The organism is Pseudohongiella sp., from assembly GCF_040877505.1.
Lineage (GTDB): Bacteria > Pseudomonadota > Gammaproteobacteria > Pseudomonadales > Pseudohongiellaceae > Pseudohongiella.
This window is the reverse complement of sequence record NZ_JBBDNQ010000029.1, coordinates 44,288-66,773: the sequence shown is the minus strand read 5'-3', so window position 1 is coordinate 66,773 and position 22,486 is coordinate 44,288. Positions and strand designations below refer to the sequence as shown.

Below are 22,486 nucleotides of genomic sequence, written 5' to 3'. Positions count from 1 at the left end.
CCATGATACCGCATTTGGCCTCCCGCCATAAGACCACCAAAACAGCCCGTTGTCAGCCACTGCATTAAGGGCGCCGGGTGGGAGGTGCGACTTGAGGAGCGTATGCGACCCTTGGACGGTCGCATCCGAGCCCCCCAGGGAAGGGTTTACGGGCGTCTCCGAGAGGCGCACCTCCCACCCGGCGCCCTGGCAAACGAACTAACTGTTACCGAGGCTCTTCGCTATTTCTCGACCCGGTACCGCATCGCCCGCCGCCGCTGATCCAGCCCCAACCAAACCAACGGCACCACAATCATCGCACTGCCCACCACAAACCACAGATCCGGCACCTCCGCAAACCACACCCAGCCAATCGCCACCGCCCAGATCAGCCCGGTATACTCCGCACTCGTCACCTGATTGGCATCCACATCCCGGTACGCCACCAACACCGTAATGCTATACCCCAGGATCAGCACTCCCGATCCCACCGCACCGACCAGCACCCTCGGTTCCAGTGCCAGCCCCTCCCAGATAAAAAACGCCGCAGACACCGGCAGCACCAGCAAATAGCTCAGAAACAGCCGGTGCAAGGTGGTGTGCTGCGCTGGCAGCATGCGCACCATGACCGCATTGATTGCCAGTGCCAGCGCCCCGCCCAGCGCCGCCAGCGCGCCCCAGTTGAACTCCACCGGACGCAGAATCACCACGATACCGGCAAAACCACTGAACACGGCAAACACACTGAGCGCTGTGAGCTTTTCCCGGAAAATCACCACCGCCAGCAACATCACCAGAATCGGCGCCACGTAGAACACTGCGTTGGCTGTCGCCAACGGCAATGAAGTCAGCGCCACCACCATGCAAAAAATACCGGCCATGCCGGCCAGCGACCTGACGACGTGCACGCCCAGCCCGGCAAAAGGCGTTTTCAGGTCAAAGCGCTGATACAGCGGCAACAGGACGAGCAGGGAGAGCAGGCTGCGCAGAAAAATAAACTGGAAGATGGGCACGTCCTCTCCCATGACTTTGACAAACACATCCGAGCCGACGGCCAGGGCATTGCCCACGATCAGTAATATGATAGCTTTTGCAAGGGATCCTTCTGACATCTAAGCGCCCGGTTCTGGTCAAATCCATACTATGATGGATAAATGAAAAAACAGCATACTAACAACAAGCGGGAGAAACAGCACAATGGACTTTAATCTGACCGACAATCAACGTGAGATCGCCGAGGCAGTCACCCAGCTGTGCGCCCGTTTTGACGCCAAATACTGGCGCGACTGCGATGCCGATGCCCGCTTTCCGGAAGAGTTTGTGGCAGCCATCACCCAGGCCGGCTGGCTGGGTATCGCCATGCCCGAAGCCTACGGTGGCGCCGGTCTTGGCATCACCGAAGCAGCACTCATGGCTCACCGCATTACCCGTTCCGGCGCTGGCATGAGTGGCGCGTCAGCCATTCACATGAACCTGTTTGGTCCACACCCCATCGTAGTATTCGGCAGCGAGGAACAAAAACAGCGCTTCCTGCCACCGTTGATTGCTGGTACCGAACGCACCTGCTTTGGTGTTACCGAACCCGACGCGGGCCTCAATACCACGGCGCTGGAAACGAGGGCCAAACGCGACGGTGACCACTACATCATCAACGGTCGAAAGATGTGGACGACAACCGCGCAGACAGCCACTCACATACTGCTGATCACCCGCACCACGCCGCTGGCCGAGTGCAAAAAATCCACCGACGGCCTGACCCTGTTTTACACACCACTGGATCGCAACAACATCGAAGTCCGCCGAATCCCCAAGATGGGCCGCGCCGCCGTCGATTCCAACGCCCTGTTCATCGACAATCTGCAAGTTCCGGTAACAAACCGCATTGGCGACGAAGGTGATGGCTGGCGCTGCCTGCTGCACGGTCTGAACCCGGAACGTATCCTGGTTGCCGCCGAAGCCGTCGGCATCGGCCAGATCGCACTGGAAAAAGCCGCCAATTACGCACGCGAACGCATCGTATTTGACCGCCCGATTGGTAAAAACCAGGCTATCGCGCACCCACTGGCTGAATGCTGGATGGCGCTTGAAGCTGCCTGGCTGATGACCTGCAAAGCCGCCAGCCTGTATGACGCAGGCCAGCCCTGTGGCGTGGAAGCCAATGCCGCCAAGTATCTCGCCGCCGAAGCCGCCTTCAAGGCCTGCGAACGCGCCGTACTGACCCTCGGGGGCATGGGTTACGCCAAAGAATACGATGTCGAAAGATTATTCCGCGAAGTGCTGATCCCGCGCATCGCGCCGGTGAGCCAGGAGATGATCAAAAACTTCATCGCCGAAAAAGCGCTCGGTCAACCGCGGTCGTATTGAATTCAAAGATGCAACCGCATGACATAATGGGTGGACAGCTCCAAAGGATGCCACTACAGAGCCACCGGGGCGAGGGTGCAGCTTGAGGAGCGTATGCGACCCTTGGACGGTCGCATCCGAGCCCCCCAGGGATGGGTTCACGGGCGTCTCCTCAAGAAGCACCCTCGTCCCGGTGGCGTGGCCAATAGCACATTTCTTAAAGGCGCAGACCTTTTTCAGCCAGGGCAACCGCCCGGAAAATCGCCCGCGCCTTGTTCAGCGTTTCTTCCCATTCCGACGTAGGCACGGAGTCCGCTACGACCCCCGCGCCCGCCTGCACATACAAAGTCGAATTCTTTATCACCGCCGTGCGGATCGCGATCGCCATGTCCATGTTGCCGCCCCAGCCGATGTAGCCCATGGCACCGCCATATACGCCGCGCTTGACCGGCTCAAGCTCATCAATGATCTCCATGGCCCGCACCTTGGGCGCACCGCTCAGCGTGCCCACCGGCAAGGTCGCTTTCAGCACGTCCAGCGCGGTTTTGTCCTCGCGCATCTCACTCTCAACGATTGATGCGATGTGCATGACATGCGAATAACGCTCAACAAACATCTTCTTCGGCACCGTGACCGAACCGGTCCTGGATACCCGGCCGGAATCATTGCGACTCAGGTCAATCAGCATCAGGTGTTCGGCAATCTCCTTGGCATCGGCCAGCAGCTCCTGTTCCAGCGCGAGGTCTTCCTCTTCATTGCGGCCGCGCTTGCGGGTGCCGGCCAGGGGGCGCACAGTGATCAGCCCGTCTTCAACGCGCGCCAGAATTTCCGGCGAGGCGCTGACAATGTGATGATCCCCCATATTAAAAAACACCATATAGGGCGAGGGATTCAGGTAACGCAGCGCGCGGTAGGCCTGCATCGGATCACCCGTGAACGGCACCGACATACGTTGCGCCAGCACCACCTGCATGACATCGCCAGCCAGAATGTAGTCCTTGATCCTGTTGACTGATTTTTCGAACGGCGCCTGGTCAAAACTGGACCTAAAATCCTGTTCCTGGCTGTGGCCTGATGCTGTCGTGGACACGCCTGCGGACGGCAGAGCCAGTGGTTTGGCCAGTGTTGCTTCAATGCTGTCCAGGCGCGCCTGCGCGCTCGCCCAGGCATCGGGTGTTGACGGGTCGGTGTTACACACAATGGCAATGGTGCCGCGCAGGTTATCAAAAACCACCACTTCTTCCGACACCATCAACAGTATGTCCGGGGTATTGATTTCATCACTGCCCGGTGCCGGGCCCAGAGAGGGCTCGACATAACGCACCGAGTCATAGGAAAAGTAACCTACCAGGCCGCCACTGAAGCGGGGCACACCGTCAATCTCCGCCACCTTGTATCGCGCCTTGAACGACTCAACAAAAACAAAAGGATCATCCAATTCATGACGTTCAATAACCTCACCCTGTTTCTCCACGGTGATGGTATGACCTACAACGCGCAGCACGGTGCTGCAGGGCAATCCGATTATGGAGTAGCGTCCCCATTTCTCGCCACCCTGAACTGACTCGAACAGATAGGTGTGCACACCATCAGCCAGTTTGGAGTAGGTGCTCAGCGGCGTTTCAAAATCGGCAAGTACTTCACGCACTACCGGAATCAGGTTATAGCCTTCAGCGGCCAGTTGCCGGAATTGGTCGGCGCTCATGCGTGTCATGCTTTTCCCCTGCGTTCAGGCAACCGTCAGCAACTGCTGACGCATCTTCAGAATCGTCTGGTCGTAACTGTCGCTGTTGAATATTGCTGAACCGGCGACAAACATGTCGGCGCCAGCTGCCGCGATCTCACCAATATTGTCGACGGTGACGCCACCATCAACTTCCAGGCGAATATCAAAACCACTGTCGTCGATCAGGCGACGCGCCTGCTGCAATTTTTTTAGTGCTGACGGGAGAAACTTCTGCCCGCCAAAACCCGGGTTGACCGACATCACCAGAATCAAGTCGACCTTGTCCAGCACGTACTCAAGACAATCCAGGCCGGTGCCGGGATTCAGGACCAGGCCGGACTGACAGCCCGCGTCACGAATGAGTTGCAGCGAACGATCCACATGCAAGGAGGCTTCCGGATGGAAACTGATATACGTGGCACCTGCCTTGGCGAAATCCTGAATCATCTGATCCACCGGGCTGACCATAAGATGCACATCAATCGGGGCGGTGACACCGTAGTTGCGCAGCGCCTTGCACACCATTGGCCCAATGGTCAGATTAGGCACATAATGATTATCCATGACATCAAAGTGCACCACGTCGGCACCGGCGGCCAGCACCGCATCCACTTCTTCGCCCAGACGGGCAAAATCAGCTGATAAAATGGACGGCGCAATGAGAAAGTCTTTCATGATCAGGATCCCGGTATTCGATGACTTAAAATGGAGCCTGGCGATGATCAGTACTACCGACTTCGTCACCGCTGGCGCTGCAAAAGCCGCATTTTAACGCCTATTAACACAAATTGCGTGGCTTTCTTGCCGACACGTTCATGGCCATGTACTGGCCCGGCTGGAATTAACCCCGCAGCAGGCGCGCATCCAGTTCCCGCAGCTTCTGGGGTGTGCCGATATCCTGCCAGTCGCCATCATGGCGCTCACCACGCACCAGATTGCGCCGCATGGCACTCACCAGCAGCGGTGCCAGTGGCTGATACTGATCCGGGTAGCCGTCGAACAGAGCCCTGTGCAGCACGCTGATGCCGCTGTATGTCAGCCTTGGCGCGCCAATTTCCCGCAGCCTGCCGGTATTATCCAGATAGTAGTCACCCTCGGGATGATGCGCCGTGTTCGGCACCATCACCAGATGTGCCAGCGCCTGGTCCGGCTCAAGCGGTTGCAATCCGGCAAAATCAAAATCGGTCCAGACATCGCCATTTACGATGATAAAGCTGTCATCACCGAGCATCGGCAGTGCCCGGATTATACCCCCGGCGGTCTCCAGTCGTTCGGGCTCCGGGGAGTAACGGATGTGTACACCCAACTCGCTGCCATCGCCCAGCGCTGATTCAATCTGGCTGCCCAGGTGGTGATGATTGATAACAATGTCAGTCACGTGCGCTTTTTGCAGGCGCAGAATCTGCCACTCTATCAGGCTGCGGCCACCGGCGCGCAGCAGTGGCTTGGGCAGAGCCTGTGTCAGCGGCAGCATGCGCTTGCCAAGACCGGCCGCCAGAATCATCGCCTTCATGGAGTCTTCTCCGCCAGGCTGATCTGCGTCAGACGGGCTTGCATCTGAGGCATCGGCCCGGCCCGGAACCAGCTTAGGAAGGGCGCCATGGACGGGTGGCGCGCGGCTACCTGGCACACATAGTTCATCACCACTGGCAGGTCCAGCAGGTAGCGCGGTTTATTGTCACGCAGTGCCAGGCGGCAAAAAATACCCAGCACCTTGATATGGCGCTGCAGTCCCATCAAGTCGAAAGCGCGCATGAAATCCGACACACTGTAGGTTGACGGCACAATGCCGCGCGCCTGCGCATCAGCGTGAAAAGCAGCCGCCCAGCGCTCGACATCTGCCTGCGGCCAGACGATGTAGCAGTCGCGCAGCAGTGACACCAGGTCGTAGGTCACCGCACCGATCACTGCATCCTGGAAGTCAATGACACCCGGTGCCTGATTCTCAGACAGCCGCCCATCGCCTCCCGGCCGGACCATCAGATTGCGCGAATGGTAGTCTCGATGCACCCGCACCTGAGGCTGCGCCAATGCCGCATCCTCTAGCAAGCGCCAGCTTGCATTCAGCAAGCTGCGCTCCCCCGCGCTTAATTCCAGGCCCAGCATTTTTGCACAAAACCACTCGTCGAACAGTGTCAGCTCGCGGTGCAGCAAGGCCCGGTCATAGGGTGGCAGTGACGAGGGCGCCGGATCCCCCTGCAATAGCAGCAGGGCCTGCATGGCCTGATGGTAGAGCACATCCACCCGCCCCATGTCATCGTCGGTCTGTGCCTGCTGCAGACAGGGCAGCATCAACTGATCGCCAAAGTCTTCCAACACCATGAAACCCTGGTCTACATCGTGTGCGTGGATTTGCGGTGTGTGCAAACCCGCAGCACTGAATTCTTCGGCGGCACACAGAAATGCCGGATTATTCTCCTGATCGGGTGGCGCATCCACCAGCATCAGGGTCGCTGGCAGCCCCGGCATCGCCGGGAAAAATCGGAAATACCGGCGAAAACTGGCATCTCCACCCAGACTGCGGGCCTGCACGACACCCGGATCTATGCCGAAGTGCCTGTGAATTGCCCCCTGCGCCCAGTGTTGCAGTTGCTGATGCCTTGCCTCAGGCCTTTCCATCCAAGCCCCCATCCAAGCCTCCAGCCATGCCCCTGTACCAAACCAAGCTCTTGTCCACACTGTCTCCCACTGCCTGTTGTGCCTGCCCGTGCGCGTTACCGGGTTTGGCTTTATATAAAAACGTCAATGAATTATCATGCGAGCGCTGTATATCCACACTGCCACCAAAACTTGTCCGACCCCTATTCTATTGCCACGGATCGCCCGCACCAATGCCACAGCAGACAAAATCATCAACCTTGCGCGTAGCGGCGGTCCCACCCCGACTCATAACTGCGTTGTTGATGCCGGCACTGGCGGTCACATTAAGTCTGTCGGCGACGGCCATCGCGCAGGCTCAGGCCCCGGATAAAACAGAAACTCAAAGCCAGAACAGCACCGGCATTCTGACAGACTGGCAAACCCGCGCAACTCTCAGCGACGAGCAACAGGAACAAATGCCGACTGCCTGTTGCGGCATGTTTGTCGAGCCGCCGCGTGAGGGCGAATTTGCCAACCAGGATCCGGATCTGTCGCCTACCGAAATCGACACCCCCGACCCGGTCCGGCAACCCGAGTCCAGCCAGCTCTATGTTGACGGCAATGTCAGCGTGCATCAGGGTTATCGCACCCTGAACGCAGATGAAGGTCTGCATCTGGATGAAACCACCAACATACTGACCCTGCAGGGCGATGTCGTGTTCCGGGAGCCGGGTTTTCTGGTCACCGGCCAGGGCGCGCGCATCGATCAGAACAATGGCGTCAACCAGATCGAACGCGCTGCCTATGTCATCCATGACAGCCAGATACACGGCTCAGCGAGCCAGCTCAGCTACAACAGCGAAAGCGGCATGCTGACGCTGGAAAACGGTGAGTTCAGCCGCTGCGAACCTGTGGATCCGTTCTGGGTGATGCAGGCCCGGGGATTGCGTCTGGACAATGAGCGTGGTGTCGGTTACGCCAACGATGTCACGTTACGCATACGCGATGTGCCGGTATTTTATTACCCCTACACGCTACAGTTTCCCATCAGCGACCAGCGAGTCTCGGGCATTCTGCCCCCGTCCCTGAGCAACAGCCGTGACGGCGGCATTGACCTTGCCGTGCCTTATTACTTTAACCTGGCACCGCATTATGACGCCACGCTGACGCCACGCATCATCACCAAACGTGGCCCGATGCTGAGCGCCGAACTGCGATACCTGGCATCCTGGTCGATGAACACAGTCAACCTGGCCTTGCTGCCGAAAGACCGCTCCTTCGATCCGACACGCGCCAATACGCCCGGCAGTGAAACACCACCGCGGGAGAAGCGCTGGTTCACCGGCATGCAGCACGAAGGACTGCTCGGAGACAACTGGCGCACCTTTATCGATTTCAACGCGGTCAGCGATGCCGACTATTTCCGCGACCTGGGCAGCAGTGACTTCAACCTGGAAAGCCGAACGCATCTGAACAAGGAAGGCGTACTGAGCTGGCAGAACGACACCTTACGTGCCGATGCGCGATTGCAACGCATCCAGATCATTGACTCCTACATAGCATCGATAGATATCAACAAACCTTTCGACCGCCTGCCCGAACTGAGTCTGCGGGGCGATTATCGTGCCGGCAGCCGCCTGCGTTACGGTTTCAACAGCAGTCATGTGCGCTTTGATCGCTCGCTCGATGCGTCATTGCTCACGGATGACCAGATTGAGCGGGGCGCCCTGGTCACCGGCGAGCGTTTTGTTGCCGAGCCCTATATCAGCCTGCCTGTCCGCCGACCGGGCTGGTTTGTGGTGCCGACCGCACGTTATCGTTATGCCAGCTGGGAACTCGATGAGCAGGCAAATGACACCGATGATACGCCCGATCGCGGTATCGGGGTGTTCAGCCTGGACAGCGGCCTGATCTTCGAACGGCCCGTCAGCATCGCCAGCGAAAACATGACCCAGACCCTGGAACCCCGGCTGTATTACCTGTACAGCGAGCACGCCGACCAGCAGAACATTCCTACCTTCGATACCGCACAATTGAATTTCAACTTTAATCAATTGTTCCGTGATGACCGCTTCAGTGGCCCCGACCGGGTTGGCGATGCCAACCAGATCAGCGCCGCAGTGACCACTCGCTTTCTGGGCAGCAATGGCATTGAGCGTGCCCGTTTCAGCGCCGGACAGATCTTCTATTTTGAGGACAGGAAGGTCTCCCTGAACAGCCCCCTGCAAAACTGGCTGCTGCTGCAACCGCTGGATACCGAGCGCTCTGCCCTGGTGCTGGAAGCCGCCGCTCAACCCCGGGAGGGCCTGCGCCTGATGGCGGACCTGCAATGGGATCAGGAAAACAACAATATCGATGAAGGCAGCATTGCCGTGCAATACCAGGCGGCCAATGATGTCATCCTCAACGCCGCATTCCGCTACCGTGAGCGGACCGATGTGTTCCTCAATGCACCACCTCTGCTCGACGCCCGCATCAAACAGACTGATCTGTCGGCGGTCTGGCCGCTGAACAATAACTGGCGCCTGCTCGGTCGATGGAACTATGACCACAGCAACAGCAGGAACCTTGAAACCTTCGGCGGTGTCGAATACAGTAACTGTTGCGCCACCATACGGCTCATCGCCCGCGACTGGGTCAACGACTACGAATTCTTTGACCAGAACAGCCGACAGAACCGGGGCATCTTCTTCCAGCTGTCATTGCACGGTCTCGGCGATCTGACCGGTGGCGGCCTGGACAATCTGATAAGAAACAGCATTCCCGGCTTTAAGGAGCAAGACGTAAATGAATAAGTACACCAGCCAACTATTTTCGGGCTGCAAAGCCGTCAGCATCTGCGCCATCGCTACTCTGGTGCTGCTGAGCAGCAATGCCTTTGCGCAGGAGCGCCAGGTGCTGGACCGCGTGATTGCGCTGGTTGATGAAGGCGTCATCCTGCAAAGTGAGTACGACGAGCGGATACAGGAAATATTGCAACGCGCCCGCGAGATGGATATGCAATTGCCGCCGCCTGAACAACTGCAAGAGCAGGTCATGGAAAACCTCATTATTGAAAATCTGCAGTTGCAACTGGCAGAACGGGTCGGCATCCGCTTCGACGACGACACCCTGAACCGGGTCATGACCGACATGGCGCAACAGAACAACATGACGTTTGAGCAGTACGTTAATGCGCTGGAATCACAAGGTGTTTATCTGACCACGCGCGAGCGCATCCGCAAGGAACTGGCAGTGAATGAGGTACAGCGAGGCATGGTCAACCGGCGCATCAATATCACCGATCAGGAAATCGAAAACTACCTGAACTCGGAAAGTGGCCGCGAAGCCATGGCGCCCGATTACCTGGTCGATCAGATCCTGATCCCGGTGCTGGAAACAGACAGCGCCGATGTGGCGCGCGCTAAAGAAGCTTTCGCGCAGGATTTGGTCCAACGCATCCGCGACGGTGAGGATTTCGTTGACGTGCGTATGCAAGCGCAACAGGCCGCATCGGGCTTTGCAGTCAGCGGCGGTGAGTTGGGCTGGCGCAAAGCTGACCGATTGCCTACGCTGTTTGCGAGTATTGTTCCGGACATGACCACCGGCGAAGTATCGGACCCAATACGCAGCTCCAACGGCTTCCACCTGATCAAACTCAGCGATGTCCGCGGCGACTCCACCCGACTGGTAGAACAGACCGAGGCGCGACACGTGCTGATCGCACCCAATGAAATCCGCACCGAAGAGCAGGCACGTCGCCTGGCACAGGAAGTTTACGAACGCATCAGTGGCGGCGAAGCCTTTAACGTGGTCGCACGTCAACTGTCGGACGACACACAGTCGGTAGTTGCCGGTGGCGATCTGGGCTGGGTCAGTGACGGCGGCATGCCACCCGAGTTCGAAGAAGTTGTGCGCGACCTGGACATCGGCGAACTGAGCGAACCGTTCCGAACCAGTTTCGGCTGGCATGTCGCCGAAGTCACCGGACGCCGCGAGCAGGACCTGAGCCGGGAGTATCGGCGCCAGCAGGCGACCAATGCTCTGCGCGAGCGGAAGTTCGAAGTCGAGCTGGAAAACTGGATGCTCGAAATTCGTGATGAAGCCTACGTTAAACTCATCAATTGATCACCATTCAGATAACCTGAGCCAGGCGGCACTTCCCTATGTCACTGCAACCAGTGTCACGGCAACCAGCTTCACGCAGACCAGCGCCACTGCAATTGGCGGTCACGCCTGGTGAGCCCGCCGGCATTGGTCCGGATCTGCTTGTGAAACTGGCGCAGGATATCAGCCAACTGCCGGCAGGTTGTGAACTGATCGCCGTTGCCGATCCTGAGTTGCTCAGCCAACGCGCCGCTGCCCTTGGTCTGCCGTTGACCACATCGCTCTGGCAGCCAGGCGATCCGGTAAAACGAGCCAACTCTCACATGAGCGTGCTGCCCGTTGCAATGTCATCACCCTGCATTGCCGGCCAGTTGGATACCCGCAACGCCGACTATGTATTGCAGACGCTACGCACTGCCGCCCGCGCCTGCATCGATGGCGACCTGCAGGCGATGGTGACCGCTCCCGTTCACAAAGGTATCATCAATGATGCCGGCATCCCCTTTTCCGGCCATACGGAATTTCTGGCTGACTTCTGCCATGTTGAGCTGACCGTGATGATGCTGGCGACCCAGGATCTGCGAGTCGCCCTGGTGACCACTCACCTGCCTTTACGCGATGTTGCCGACGCCATCACTGCGCCCCTTTTACGCAACATCATCGGCATCCTGCATCAGGATCTGCGCCGCAAGTTCGGCATCGCCGAACCCCGGATTCTGGTCTGTGGCCTCAACCCGCATGCGGGTGAAGGCGGCCATCTGGGCCGGGAGGAAATTGATATCATTGCACCGGTCCTGCAGGAGATGCGGAATCAGGGCATGCAATTGACGGGTCCATTGCCCGCCGATACCTTGTTCACCGACAAATACCTGTCACAATGCGACGCCGTGCTGGCCATGTATCATGATCAGGGCCTGCCGGTACTGAAATTCAAAGGTTTTGGCCGCGCCAGCAATATCACACTGGGACTGCCCATCATCCGCACCTCCGTCGATCATGGCACAGCACTGGATCTGGCGGCGACAGGCAGGGCCGACGGCGGCAGCCTGATGAACGCCATTGCAACTGCCTGTCTGATGGCCGAACAACAACATATTCCCGACCATCAACATCAACCCGGTTGATGATCTCGAGGCAGAAACCAAGAGAACTCTTATGTCGCAACACAACGTGGGCACATCCATTGCCTTGCCAGACCACCGGGCCCGCAAGCGCTTTGGTCAGAATTTTCTGCAGGACGACAATATAATCCGCCGTATTGTGGCGGCCATCAACCCCAAGGCAGGCGAGCATATTGTGGAGATCGGGCCGGGTCAGGGCGCGATCACGACGCCCCTGCTGGCCAGCGGCGCGCGTCTTGATGCGATAGAGCTCGACCGTGATCTGGCCGCCTGGCTGCAGTCGCGTTTTGCTGACGTGGCAGGCTTCCGTCTGCACCAGGCCGATGTGCTGAAGTTTGACCTGGCAAGCCTGACCACCGAACCACATAGTCTGAATATTGTCGGCAACCTGCCCTATAATATTTCCACGCCATGCATTTTTCACCTGCTAAAGTACCAGCCACTGATTCACGAAATGACCTTCATGCTGCAACTGGAAGTGGTACAACGCCTGGCCGCGCAGGTGGGTGACAGCCAGTATGGTCGCCTCGGTATCATGGCGCAGTATTACTGCCAGATAGACCACCTGTTTGATGTGCCACCCGGCGCGTTCCATCCCCAACCGAAAGTTACCTCGGCGATCGTGCGCCTGACACCGCACCGGGAACAAAAACTGGTTGCGAGCGACACGGCCATGTTGCAGGATGTGGTACGGACCGCTTTTTCCCAGCGTCGCAAGACCCTGAGAAATTGCCTGAAACCACTTATAGCCGACATTGACCCAGAGGTTTTGCCGGTGGATCTTGGCCTGCGCCCGGAAAATCTGAGCCTGGCCGACTACGTCAATCTGAGCAATTTACTGAGCACCGCACGACAGGAGCAGTAATCGATGGCCACGACCGATACGGACGGCGATACCGAAATCGATATTTCCGTGCAGACCCAATACCTGAGTGAACAATCTGACCCGGGCAATGATCGCTTTGCTTTCGCCTATACCATCGGCATCGAAAATCGGGGCGAAGAACCTGTCAAACTGCTGTCACGCCACTGGTTTATAACCGATGACAACAACCGGGTAGAGGAAGTGCGTGGTGAGGGCGTTGTTGGCCTGCAGCCGCTGATCCAGCCGGGACAGAAATTTGTTTACAGCAGTGGTGCTGTACTCACGACACAATTTGGTACCATGCAGGGCAGTTACGAATTGGCAAAACCAGACGGCAGCCGGTTTGATGCAGAAATACCCGCTTTCCTGCTGTCGCGACCACACTCGGTACACTGATGGCGACCTACGCAATCGGAGACATCCAGGGCTGCTACAAATCCCTGCGCAAACTTCTCAAGGCGGTGGCGTTTCAACCCGGCGCCGACGAGCTCTGGTGCGTCGGCGACCTGATCAATCGCGGCCCGAAATCCCTGGATACACTGCGCTATCTGCGTGACATTGGCGATGCTGCCACCGTCGTGCTGGGCAACCACGATCTGCACTTTCTCGCGCTCTACTACGAATGTACACCCGACAGCATCAATGGCAAGCATACGCTTGATGAACTGCTTGCCGCGCCGGACTGTGGCGAGTTGGCCGAGTGGCTGCGCCAGAAACCCCTGACCCACTATGACAGCGTGCTGGGCACGCAGGGTATTCACAATTATCTGATGGTGCATGCCGGTGTGCCGCCGCAGTGGGATCTGCACAAGACGCTGACCCTGAGCGCCGAAGTGGAAACGGCGCTCAGGGGACCGGATTTTCGCAAACTGCTGAACAAAATGTACGGCAACAAGCCATTGCGCTGGAAAGACTCTCTGAGCGGTCGTAAACGGCTGCGCATGATCACCAACTACCTGACCCGTATGCGTTTCTGCGACGCAAGGGGCAAACTCGACCTGCTGATCAAGGAAGGCGTCAACGAAGCACCCGAAGGCTTCAGGCCCTGGTTCGAATTCGAAACAATTACGGACAGCCAGACCAGCATACTGTTCGGCCACTGGGCCGCTCTGCAGGGAGTCACCCTTCGCGATCGGGTTTATGCCCTGGACACCGGCTGCGTGTGGGGCCGGGAGTTGACCATGATGCGCCTGGAAGATCACAAACTGTTCAGCGTCTGATAGACTCAGGCGCATGACAACACAAACCGCCGACGCCCGCCCTTTTGACACCTACCTGGTAGGCGGCGCCGTGCGCGACGCACTGCTGGGCATCGACGGGTCCGATCGTGACTGGGTGGTCGTGGGCACCACACCTGACGCTATGCTCCGGGCAGGCTTCACCCCGGTAGGCAAAGACTTCCCGGTTTTTCTGCACCCCAAAACCAAAGAAGAATACGCCCTGGCGCGCACCGAACGGAAATCAGGCACGGGGTACAAGGGTTTTACAGTATACGCCACGCCCGAAGTAACGCTGGAAGAGGATCTGCAGCGCCGTGACCTGACCATCAACGCCATTGCCCAGGATAACGAAGGCAACCTGGTGGATCCGTGGGGTGGTGTCAGCGATCTGCAGAACCGTATCCTGCGCCATGTGTCTCCCGCTTTTGCCGAGGATCCGCTGCGCGTGCTGCGCGTTGCCCGCTTCGCCGCCCGTTTTGCCGGGCAGGGCTTTACCATTGCCAGCGAGACACAGGCTTTAATGCAGGCGATGAGCGCCAGCGGTGAACTCAATGATCTGGTGGCCGAACGCGTGTGGCGCGAATTCGACAAGGCCTTGCAGGAAGATCAGGCCCAGGTGTTCATTGAGATCCTGCACAGCTGCGGTGCGCTGGCAACACTGCTGCCCGAGGTCGACCGCCTGTTTGGTGTGCCGCAGCCCGAGCGCTGGCATCCGGAAATTGACACCGGCATCCATACCCTGATGACATTGCAGCAGGCCTGCCGCCTGAGCAGCGACCTTGCCGTACGTTTCGCCGCGCTGATGCACGATGCCGGCAAAGGGCTGACACCCAGCGCAGAGTGGCCACAGCACATCGCGCACGAACACAAAGGTGTGCAGCCTGTCGCCGAAGCCTGCCAACGACTGCGGGTCCCCACCGAGTGCGCCGATCTGGCTCGCCTGAGCAGTCAATACCACACGCACTGCCACCAGATGCAGGTGCTGAAACCAGCCACCGTATTAAAAACACTGGAAGGGCTGGATGCCTTCCGCCGTCCGCAACGTTTGCAGAAATTTCTGCTGGTGTGCGAGGCTGACGCACGCGGCCGCACCGGACTGGAAGAGCAACCCTATCCGCAGGCAGATCTGCTTTGGCAATGTTTTGTCGCTGCCGACAAAATTGAAGTGCCTGAGCTGTTGCAGCAAACCCCGGTCCCACCCGGTCCGCAGGCCGGCGAGAAGATCCGTGCCATGCTGCACCAGGCGCGCCTGTCGCAAATCAAGGTTGTTCTTGCTGAACGCAGGGCTGCGCCATGATCCAAACAGGTCAGGTGACTGATCAGCAGCCAGTTGTTTTTATCACTGGCGCCGCCAGACGCATCGGCGCCGAAATCGCTAACAGCTTCCACCAGGCTGGCTATCGCGTCATCATTCACTGCCATCGCTCGCGTCACGATGCTGAGGCGCTGGCAGCGCAGTTTAACCACATGCGCGCCGACAGCGCAGCAGTTGTCACCGCCGACCTGAACGATGAGTCTGCGCTATCGAAGCTGGGCGATGATGTCCTGTCCATCCACCAGCGCCTGGACGTTCTGGTCAACAATGCCAGCAGTTTCTACCCGACCCCGCTGGCGTCACTGACCCAGGCCCAATGGCTGGACCTGATGAACAGCAATGCGCGGGCCGGGCTGTTTCTGTCGCAACAACTGGCGCCCGCCCTGACCGCCCGCGGCGGCAGCATTGTCAGCCTCACTGATATCAATGTCGATCGCGGCATGACTGACTTTTCCGCCTACACCATGGCGAAAGCGGCGCTGGGGGCGATGACCAGATCACTGGCGCGCGAACTGGCACCCTCCGTTCGGGTCAACGCTGTGTCACCTGGCGCTATTTTGTGGCCAGAGCACACGCAGAACACCCCCTCCCAGGACGCCGAGCAGTCCAGAATCCTGGCCGGTATCCCGCTCTCCCGCCTTGGCAGGCCCACCGATATTGCCGACACTGTCCTGTTCCTGGCGCGTGACGCCAGCTACATCACCGGGCAGATCATTCGTGTCGACGGCGGGCGGGCCCTGAGCTGAAATTCACCGCCGACAAAAATGGTGAATGCATTCAAAAAAACGATGAATAGCCTTTGCCCTGTCCTGTCTAGTTCGTTAAGATTCGGGGGTCCGTCAATAACACCTATAAAATAAAAGAGACTCAGACTATGCTGTCAAAACGCCGAGAGGGAGATGTCCAGCCGGGCATTAAATGGGGTCCCTTCGTATTCCGCATTCCATTTGTCCACATGCGCTTTGCGCTGCCAGAGTTTCTGCAGGGTATCTGTGTCGCCGGCGCCACCGGCCTGGCGCTGGTGCCGGTGATGACCGCATCCTTTGGCCTCAGCTTTGAAGAAGCTGTCACCATGGCCATGTTCCACACCATGCTGATTTCCGCAGGATGGATGATTTTTGGCGACCCATTGGCGCCCGGCTGGCTGACCCCGGCACTGCCCTTCATCTTTGCCTTTGTGCTGGGCGGCGGTAATACGCCGGAAGAGCAATTTCAGCTAATGACTGCGCTGTCGCTCAACTTTGCTGCCCTGCTTATCTTCCTGGGCATCACCGGGCTGGGAGCCAAACTGGTTGCCTGGGTACCCAATGTGCTCAAAGGCGGCATCATCCTGGGTGCCGCCGTGGCCGCCTTCCTGCGTATATTTGACCCGAATGACGCGGCCAGCGCCCTGAATTCGACGCCGATCGCTGCAATTGCCGCGCTGGCGCTGTGCATGTTCCTGACCTTCTCCAAGCCCTTCCAGCGCCAGGCGGCACAAATGCCGATCCTGGCCAAGATTGCCGGGCTGGGCCTGTTACCCGCATTTGTTGTCGCCGGCGTGGTAGGTCTTATCACCGGTGAGATGCAGTTCAACATCCAGTCCGGCTTGCTCGACGTGCCTACACATGCGGCCAGCATGTGGGAGAAGGCTTCACCCATGTCGATTGGCTGGCCTGATGCCACCATGTTCCTGAATGCCCTGCCGCTGGCCTTTATCACCTACATCCTGTTTTTTGGTGATGTGGTGACCGGTAATGAAATGATCAAGAACTCGCAGCCACTGCGGCCTGACGAAAAGCTGGACGTCAACAGCAACCGCACCCACATGGCCACCGGTATCCGTAACGCCGCGATGGCTGTGGTGGCACCGTTTTTCGGCACCCAGGGCGTGCTGTGGACCGGTATCCAGGTAATCGTACTCAAGCGCTGGGTCACCGGCCGCGACAAGATGGATTCCATTTTCGATGGTATCTCCGCCTACTATGTCTACGGTTTCCCGGTGCTGTTTATCGTGCTGCCGATCGTTACCATGCTGCAGCCATTGCTGCCCATCGCATTGGCAGTAACACTGCTGCTGACCGGTTTTGCCTGCGCCACGCTGGCACTGACCACGGTCACCGACAGCACCGAGCGCGGCGCGATGGTGCTGACTGCGATTGCATTCTCACTGTTTGATCCATGGACCGGGCTGCTGGCCGGGCTGGCAACCATCCTTGTTGTGGTTGGACCCCGGGTATTCATGCAGAAAACGAGTGAACCTGACCCGGAAATCAAGGCGGCTGCGGCCGAGACGGTGGAAGACAACTGATCAGGCTCTTATGTCTGCTCTGACTCAGAGGGCGCTGGAGATCCGGCGCCCCTGCCAGTCAAAATCAATGGGCCACAGCGACTGCCGGGATTTGTCGTACTGCTGCCACAGGGTTGCGTATGTCAGACCGGTCTGCGGATCGCACCGCTCACCACAAATCTGTGACATCGGCCACAACACGTAGGCATTTTCGGTAATTTCCGGCCTGGGCAACAAGATGCCACGGTAGTCGCCGATACAATCGCCGTAGGTCAGGATGTCAATATCCAGCGTTCTTGGGCTGAAACGCGGCCCGCCTCTGACCCTGCCGTGTTCAGCCTCCAACGCTTTGATCCGGGCGCTGACCGTCGCCAGACTGTTATCAGTATGAATCGCCACCACCATGTTCAGAAAGTTGCTGCCATCAAAACCCACGGCTTTGCTTTCGAACACAGAGGATGTCTGCAAGGCACCAAAATCTGCCTGTAACGCATCCAGCGCTACCCGGATATGATGATCCGCCTGCCGGTTACTGCCCAGACTCAACGTTAATAAAGGCATAAAACACGATCCGTTTTTTTGCCAGCACTTGCGCTGGCGAGCTTAGAATCCGGGTAAACGATCCGGGCGTTCACCACGTTCGATGATCACCCCCACATCACGGGCACCGGTTACCGCGCCGGGCTTGCCCAGCCGCAGTCGCAGCCAGTTGACCGGGAATTCGGCAAGCACGATCGCCGCAACCTCTTCGGCCATGGTTTCGATCAGCAGAAATTCGGCCTCTTCGATAAACGCGATCAGGCGCTTGGACACCGCCTTGTAATCCAGCGTTTTGTTGATGTCCTCAGTCGCGGCAGCCGACCTGATATCGGTGGCCATGTCCAGATCCATGCTGATGGTCTGCCGGATTTCGCGCTCCCAGTCATAGATCCCGATCACGGTCTGTATTTCCAATTCTTTGATGTAAACAATATCCAAGATCAGGCTCCAGTCAGATTTCTGATTGACGGCAAAGTATCCATTGGCCAGCGCGCGCGGGCGCTGATGGCGAGCCCCTCGCGCTGACCGGCCAGCAGGCGCTGGCAGCCGGCATAGGCAATCATGGCGCCGTTGTCCGTGCAGAAGCGCGGCTGCGCGTAAAACAGCTGGCTGCGCTGTGCCTGCACCATGGCTTCGAGTCCCGCCCGCAGCCGGGTATTGGCACTGACACCACCGGCAATGATCAAACGTTGCAAGCCCGTTTGCTGCAAGGCACGACGGCATTTGATCACCAGCGTTTGCACCACGGCCTCTTCAAACGCCAGTGCCACATCGGCTTTGTCCTGCTCACTGATCTCGCCCGGCACGGCATTGTCCAGTTCCGCCAGCGTGTTGCGGACAAAGGTTTTCAGACCACTGAAGCTGAAATCCAGCCCCGGCCGGTTGGTCATTGGCCGCGGAAACACAAAACGACCCGGCACCCCCTGAGTCGCCAGCTTCGCTACCCTGGGCCCACCGGGATAGGACAAACCCAGCATTTTGGCAACCTTGTCAAAGGCCTCGCCGGCGGCGTCATCCAGAGATTCACCCAGCAATGTGTATTCACCGATACCCTGAACGGCGACCAGCTGGGTGTGACCACCCGATACCAGCAAGGCAACAAAGGGAAACTCAGGCGGATTGTCTTCCAGCATGGGCGCCAGCAGGTGACCTTCCATATGATGCACGCCCACGGCCGGCACCCCCCAGGCCATGGCCAGCGAACGCCCCAGGGCAGCGCCAACCAGCAGCGCACCGATAAGACCCGGTCCGGCGGTGTAGGCAACGCCGTCGATCGACGCGGCCGGCATGTTTTTGTCCGCCAGCAACTGCCGTATCATGGGCAGGGTTTTGCGAATATGGTCGCGCGAAGCCAGTTCCGGGATGACGCCACCGTATACGGCATGCATGTCCACCTGACTGTACAGCGCGTCGCCCAGCAGGCCCTGTTCGCTGTCGTAAATTGCCACCCCGGTCTCATCACAGGATGTTTCAAGTCCCAAAACGCGCATAATCGTTATTTTACCTGTTCCGCTGCAGTGATGAGGGTAACATGCCCACCTGGGGCTGCTACCGAGCCAAAGGCCGTAAAAAAGACGTGAATAATACGGCAGGCCCTTCCTTTTAGCCAGTATTGGCGGGTTTCTGTAATTTAGCTTTTGCATTTTGTCGCGCGCCGCATTAACATGTGCGCCCTTTTAAATTGAATGCAAAGGTGTCTCTGCACTATGCCAATGGTTAAACTGAAAGAAAACGAGCCGTTTGATGTGGCTCTGCGTCGCTTCAAGCGATCCTGCGAAAAAGCCGGTGTTCTGGCCGAAGTCCGTCGCAAGGAATTTTACGAAAAGCCGACTGCGGCCCGTAAGCGCAAAGCAGCCGCTGCGGTAAAGCGTCACCTGAAAAAGCTCTCTCGCGACAACAAGAAGACCAAACGCTTCTACTGATCGCCCGCGATTGCTGATCTGGACACCTCTATGGCCGATAGCGCACTAAAGCTTCAGCTCACTGAAGCGATGAAAGATGCCATGCGAGCGAAAGACAAGGCTCGCCTGGGCACCGTGCGCATGGCGCTGGCGGAAGTCAAACGCATCGAAGTCGATGAACGCATCGAGCCTGACGATGCGCGCGTTCTGAGCATTCTTGAAAAGATGATCAAGCAGCGCCGCGAGTCCATTCGTCAGTATGAAAGCGCCGAACGCAATGACTTGGCCGACATAGAGCAGGCGGAAATCAGGGTGCTGCAGACCTTCATGCCACAACCCCTGACAGACGCCGAAATCGATGCCATTGTCTCCCGCGCACTGACCGATACCGGTGCCAGCAGCGTGCAGGACATGGGCAAGGTCATGGCGGCCGTGAAACCTCAGATGGCCGGTCGGGCCGACATGGGCGCCGTAGGTCAACTGATCAAGAGCAAACTCGGCCAGGCCTGATTCTCTGGCGCCCGCATCCGGCAGCAGCCCTCCTGCTGCAGACTCCCGCTGCCAGGCCGCGTTAATTTGCTACACTACTGACAATACTAAATTGACCACCGACCACACTACCGGGTTTAGCGTCCATGGCTGGTCTGATTCCGCAGAATTTTATCGACGACCTGCTCAGCCGGGTCGACATCGTTGATGTCATCGACAAACGCGTCAAACTACGCAAAACCGGTAAAAACTATTCTGCCTGCTGCCCCTTCCACCAGGAAAAAACACCCTCCTTCAGCGTAGAGCCGGAGAAGCAGTTCTACTATTGCTTTGGCTGCGGCGCTGCCGGCAATGCCCTGGGTTTTGTGATGAATTTTGATCACAAGGAATTCCCCGAAGCGGTGGAAACCCTGGCGGCCGATTGCGGCCTGAGCGTGCCGCGCGAAGAGCGCTCGCCGGCAGGGCAGCAGCGCAGCAGCGAAAACAACGAACTACTGACCTCCCTGCAGCAGGCCAATCTGTTTTATCAGCAACAGTTACGCCAGCATCCGGCACGCACAAAAGCGGTGGCTTACCTGAAGTCACGAGGCCTGACCGGCGAGATCGCCAAGCGTTTTGCCATCGGGCTGGCGCCGCCGGGCTGGGACAACCTGCTCAATCACCTGGATGAGTACAAGATCAAACGTCCCATCCAGGAGAAGGCGGGCCTTATCATCGCCCGCGATGCGGAACGCCGCCAGGACGGCCAGGACACCCATTACGACCGTTTCCGCGACCGTATCATGTTCCCCATCCGCGATAGCCGTGGCAGGGTCATCGCCTTCGGTGGCCGGGTACTGGGCGACGACAAACCCAAATACCTGAATTCACCGGAAACGCCTGTTTACCACAAAGGCCGCGAGCTGTACGGACTCTACGAAGCACGCAAGGCCGCGCAGAAGCCGGAACGTTTTGTTATTGTTGAGGGTTACATGGACGTGGTGGCGCTGGCCCAGCACGGTATCAGCTTTGCCGTGGCGACGCTGGGCACGGCCACCAACACCAGCCACCTGGAAAAACTGTTTCGCCTGGTGCCGGAAATCATCTTTTGCTTTGATGGCGACAACGCCGGTCGCACAGCGGCATGGCGTGCGCTGCAGGCCTCACTGCCGGTGATGGCTGATGGTCGCCAGATCCGTTTTCTGTTTCTGCCCGAAGGCGAGGACCCGGACACGCTGGTGCGCAAAGAAGGCGCCGATGGTTTTCTGGCCCGCATGAACAAGGCGGACTCACTGTCCACTTACTTCTTTGATCACATGCAGCAAGACGCCGATGCCAGCAGCATGGACGGCAAGGCCCGCCTGTTCAGCCAGAGCATTCCGCTGATCAAATTGCTGCCACGCGGCCTGTTCCAGCAGCTCATGCTCGATCAGCTGGCACATATCACTGGCAGCCAGCGCGACACCATTGACCGATTGCTGCAGCAGACGCCTGCTGCGGCGCCGGTTGAGGCAGGGCCACCGACTGATGGGCCGCCCGACCGGGATGTGCCACCCCATGCCGCAGGCTCAACATCCGCCCGACAGGGCCAGCGTTCTGCCGCCGGCCCGGCCAGCGAACCGGCAGCGCGCGGCAAACGGGTCAGTAAACCGGCCGGCCTGATTGCCATTGAACTGCTGCTGCACCAGCCCGCACTGGCAGCGTCGGTGGAAGGTGACCTGAGCGCACTGCGCCAGCTTGGGGATCCGGACGTGGATTTATTGCTGGAACTCCTTGAATTTGCGCAATCTGACCCCGATATTACTACTTACGCATTATTGGGCCATTGTTATGGCACACCGCCCGGCAAACGCCTGACACAACTGCTGGAAAAAGAAAGAATCACGCCTGCGGCGGGCCAGGCCGAGGAATTCAGTTTTGTTATTCGACAACTACGCCAGGAAGCCGATAAACACCAGCAGCGCCGCCAGCTGCTTGAAAAGCTTAAACCACGATTGCGGTCGGTAAAAAACGAGAACCATGGTGATTGAATGTCACTGGAAACCATCCAGCACAAGGGCTATAATGCCCGGC

General features: G+C 58.3%; 21 protein-coding genes. 13 read left to right on the top strand and 8 right to left on the bottom strand.

The features are described from left to right. Positions 1–221: 221 nt before the first annotated feature. Complete coding sequence (locus WD071_RS11070) at positions 222–1,091, bottom strand: DMT family transporter (RefSeq protein ID WP_368048437.1); 870 nt, start codon at positions 1,089–1,091, stop codon at positions 222–224. A gap of 85 nt (positions 1,092–1,176) precedes the next feature. On the opposite strand from WD071_RS11070, the gene WD071_RS11065 reads away from it, so the two are divergent. Then, positions 1,177–2,343 (top strand): acyl-CoA dehydrogenase family protein, encoded by a 1,167-nt coding sequence (locus tag WD071_RS11065; RefSeq protein WP_368048436.1) that lies wholly within the window; start codon positions 1,177–1,179, stop codon positions 2,341–2,343. Positions 2,344–2,539: 196 nt separating this feature from the next. Here the strand turns inward: WD071_RS11065 and trpE are convergent, their stop codons facing one another. The 4 genes from trpE to WD071_RS11045 form a co-directional block, all read right to left on the bottom strand. Further along, a complete protein-coding gene (gene trpE, locus WD071_RS11060) occupies positions 2,540–4,027 on the bottom strand; it encodes an anthranilate synthase component I (RefSeq protein ID WP_368048439.1) in 1,488 nt (495 codons plus the stop codon). A 24-nt stretch (positions 4,028–4,051) separates the two neighbouring features. Then, positions 4,052–4,723 (bottom strand): ribulose-phosphate 3-epimerase, encoded by a 672-nt coding sequence (gene rpe, locus WD071_RS11055; protein ID WP_368048435.1) that lies wholly within the window; start codon positions 4,721–4,723, stop codon positions 4,052–4,054. 166 nt (positions 4,724–4,889) lie between these two features. Next, entirely contained in the window at positions 4,890–5,561 is a 672-nt protein-coding gene (gene murU / locus WD071_RS11050; RefSeq protein ID WP_368048434.1) for an N-acetylmuramate alpha-1-phosphate uridylyltransferase MurU, read from the bottom strand. After that, positions 5,558–6,667: an aminoglycoside phosphotransferase family protein gene (locus WD071_RS11045; protein ID WP_368048433.1), complete on the bottom strand. Its 1,110-nt coding sequence runs from the start codon at positions 6,665–6,667 to the stop codon at positions 5,558–5,560. Before WD071_RS11045 ends, murU begins: the two co-directional genes overlap by 4 nt. 212 nt (positions 6,668–6,879) lie before the next feature. Between WD071_RS11045 and WD071_RS11040 the strand changes: the two genes are divergently transcribed. From WD071_RS11040 to WD071_RS11000, 9 genes are all read left to right on the top strand, one after another. Next, complete coding sequence (locus tag WD071_RS11040) at positions 6,880–9,423, top strand: LPS-assembly protein LptD (protein WP_368048432.1); 2,544 nt, start codon at positions 6,880–6,882, stop codon at positions 9,421–9,423. Further along, complete coding sequence (locus WD071_RS11035) at positions 9,416–10,735, top strand: peptidylprolyl isomerase (RefSeq protein WP_368048431.1); 1,320 nt, start codon at positions 9,416–9,418, stop codon at positions 10,733–10,735. Before WD071_RS11040 ends, WD071_RS11035 begins: the two co-directional genes overlap by 8 nt. A 38-nt stretch (positions 10,736–10,773) precedes the next feature. After that, entirely contained in the window at positions 10,774–11,838 is a 1,065-nt protein-coding gene (gene pdxA / locus WD071_RS11030) for a 4-hydroxythreonine-4-phosphate dehydrogenase PdxA (protein ID WP_368048430.1), read from the top strand. Between the two features lie 31 nt (positions 11,839–11,869). Then, entirely contained in the window at positions 11,870–12,700 is an 831-nt protein-coding gene (rsmA, locus tag WD071_RS11025; RefSeq protein WP_368048429.1) for a 16S rRNA (adenine(1518)-N(6)/adenine(1519)-N(6))-dimethyltransferase RsmA, read from the top strand. Between the two features lie 3 nt (positions 12,701–12,703). Beyond that, on the top strand, positions 12,704–13,096 hold the full coding sequence (gene apaG, locus WD071_RS11020; RefSeq protein ID WP_368048428.1) for a Co2+/Mg2+ efflux protein ApaG: 393 nt from the start codon (positions 12,704–12,706) through the stop codon (positions 13,094–13,096). Next, positions 13,096–13,920, top strand: a complete 825-nt coding sequence (locus tag WD071_RS11015) for a symmetrical bis(5'-nucleosyl)-tetraphosphatase (RefSeq protein ID WP_368048427.1) — start codon at positions 13,096–13,098, stop codon at positions 13,918–13,920. Before apaG ends, WD071_RS11015 begins: the two co-directional genes overlap by 1 nt. Before the next feature lie 13 nt (positions 13,921–13,933). Further along, positions 13,934–15,217, top strand: a complete 1,284-nt coding sequence (locus WD071_RS11010; RefSeq protein ID WP_368048426.1) for a multifunctional CCA addition/repair protein — start codon at positions 13,934–13,936, stop codon at positions 15,215–15,217. Beyond that, positions 15,214–15,981 carry a pteridine reductase gene (locus WD071_RS11005; protein ID WP_368048425.1) on the top strand — a complete coding sequence of 256 codons (768 nt, stop codon included), beginning with the start codon at positions 15,214–15,216 and terminating at the stop codon, positions 15,979–15,981. The genes WD071_RS11010 and WD071_RS11005 overlap by 4 nt, the downstream gene beginning before the upstream one ends. Before the next feature lie 128 nt (positions 15,982–16,109). Then, on the top strand, positions 16,110–17,525 hold the full coding sequence (locus tag WD071_RS11000; RefSeq protein WP_368048424.1) for a hypothetical protein: 1,416 nt from the start codon (positions 16,110–16,112) through the stop codon (positions 17,523–17,525). Positions 17,526–17,549: 24 nt separating this feature from the next. On the opposite strand, the gene folK is transcribed toward WD071_RS11000, so the two are convergent. From folK to tsaD, 3 genes are read right to left on the bottom strand one after another with little or no spacing between them, the layout of a single operon-like run. Next, complete coding sequence (folK, locus tag WD071_RS10995) at positions 17,550–18,065, bottom strand: 2-amino-4-hydroxy-6-hydroxymethyldihydropteridine diphosphokinase (RefSeq protein ID WP_368048423.1); 516 nt, start codon at positions 18,063–18,065, stop codon at positions 17,550–17,552. A 42-nt stretch (positions 18,066–18,107) separates the two neighbouring features. Next, positions 18,108–18,482: a dihydroneopterin aldolase gene (gene folB / locus WD071_RS10990; RefSeq protein WP_368048422.1), complete on the bottom strand. Its 375-nt coding sequence runs from the start codon at positions 18,480–18,482 to the stop codon at positions 18,108–18,110. 2 nt (positions 18,483–18,484) lie between these two features. Further along, on the bottom strand, positions 18,485–19,534 hold the full coding sequence (tsaD, locus tag WD071_RS10985) for a tRNA (adenosine(37)-N6)-threonylcarbamoyltransferase complex transferase subunit TsaD (protein ID WP_368048421.1): 1,050 nt from the start codon (positions 19,532–19,534) through the stop codon (positions 18,485–18,487). 216 nt (positions 19,535–19,750) lie between these two features. Between tsaD and rpsU the strand changes: the two genes are divergently transcribed. The 3 genes from rpsU to dnaG all read left to right on the top strand — a co-directional run bounded on the left by rpsU (position 19,751) and on the right by dnaG (position 22,443). Further along, entirely contained in the window at positions 19,751–19,966 is a 216-nt protein-coding gene (gene rpsU / locus WD071_RS10980) for a 30S ribosomal protein S21 (RefSeq protein ID WP_070117807.1), read from the top strand. Positions 19,967–19,996: 30 nt separating this feature from the next. After that, entirely contained in the window at positions 19,997–20,455 is a 459-nt protein-coding gene (locus tag WD071_RS10975; protein WP_368048420.1) for a GatB/YqeY domain-containing protein, read from the top strand. 125 nt (positions 20,456–20,580) lie between these two features. Continuing rightward, positions 20,581–22,443: a DNA primase gene (gene dnaG / locus WD071_RS10970; protein WP_368048419.1), complete on the top strand. Its 1,863-nt coding sequence runs from the start codon at positions 20,581–20,583 to the stop codon at positions 22,441–22,443. Positions 22,444–22,486: the final 43 nt, after the last annotated feature.

Bases quoted from the DNA above. Each gene is read 5' to 3' on its own strand.
- WD071_RS11070 (WP_368048437.1), bottom strand. From the start codon at position 1,091: ATGTCAGAAGGATCCCTTGCAAAAGCTATCATATTACTGATCGTGGGC.
- WD071_RS11065 (WP_368048436.1), top strand. From the start codon at position 1,177: ATGGACTTTAATCTGACCGACAATCAACGTGAGATCGCCGAGGCAGTC.
- trpE (WP_368048439.1), bottom strand. From the start codon at position 4,027: ATGAGCGCCGACCAATTCCGGCAACTGGCCGCTGAAGGCTATAACCTG.
- rpe (WP_368048435.1), bottom strand. From the start codon at position 4,723: ATGAAAGACTTTCTCATTGCGCCGTCCATTTTATCAGCTGATTTTGCC.
- murU (WP_368048434.1), bottom strand. From the start codon at position 5,561: ATGAAGGCGATGATTCTGGCGGCCGGTCTTGGCAAGCGCATGCTGCCG.
- WD071_RS11045 (WP_368048433.1), bottom strand. From the start codon at position 6,667: ATGGAAAGGCCTGAGGCAAGGCATCAGCAACTGCAACACTGGGCGCAG.
- WD071_RS11040 (WP_368048432.1), top strand. From the start codon at position 6,880: ATGCCACAGCAGACAAAATCATCAACCTTGCGCGTAGCGGCGGTCCCA.
- WD071_RS11035 (WP_368048431.1), top strand. From the start codon at position 9,416: ATGAATAAGTACACCAGCCAACTATTTTCGGGCTGCAAAGCCGTCAGC.
- pdxA (WP_368048430.1), top strand. From the start codon at position 10,774: ATGTCACTGCAACCAGTGTCACGGCAACCAGCTTCACGCAGACCAGCG.
- rsmA (WP_368048429.1), top strand. From the start codon at position 11,870: ATGTCGCAACACAACGTGGGCACATCCATTGCCTTGCCAGACCACCGG.
- apaG (WP_368048428.1), top strand. From the start codon at position 12,704: ATGGCCACGACCGATACGGACGGCGATACCGAAATCGATATTTCCGTG.
- WD071_RS11015 (WP_368048427.1), top strand. From the start codon at position 13,096: ATGGCGACCTACGCAATCGGAGACATCCAGGGCTGCTACAAATCCCTG.
- WD071_RS11010 (WP_368048426.1), top strand. From the start codon at position 13,934: ATGACAACACAAACCGCCGACGCCCGCCCTTTTGACACCTACCTGGTA.
- WD071_RS11005 (WP_368048425.1), top strand. From the start codon at position 15,214: ATGATCCAAACAGGTCAGGTGACTGATCAGCAGCCAGTTGTTTTTATC.
- WD071_RS11000 (WP_368048424.1), top strand. From the start codon at position 16,110: ATGCTGTCAAAACGCCGAGAGGGAGATGTCCAGCCGGGCATTAAATGG.
- folK (WP_368048423.1), bottom strand. From the start codon at position 18,065: ATGCCTTTATTAACGTTGAGTCTGGGCAGTAACCGGCAGGCGGATCAT.
- tsaD (WP_368048421.1), bottom strand. From the start codon at position 19,534: ATGCGCGTTTTGGGACTTGAAACATCCTGTGATGAGACCGGGGTGGCA.
- rpsU (WP_070117807.1), top strand. From the start codon at position 19,751: ATGCCAATGGTTAAACTGAAAGAAAACGAGCCGTTTGATGTGGCTCTG.
- WD071_RS10975 (WP_368048420.1), top strand. From the start codon at position 19,997: ATGGCCGATAGCGCACTAAAGCTTCAGCTCACTGAAGCGATGAAAGAT.
- dnaG (WP_368048419.1), top strand. From the start codon at position 20,581: ATGGCTGGTCTGATTCCGCAGAATTTTATCGACGACCTGCTCAGCCGG.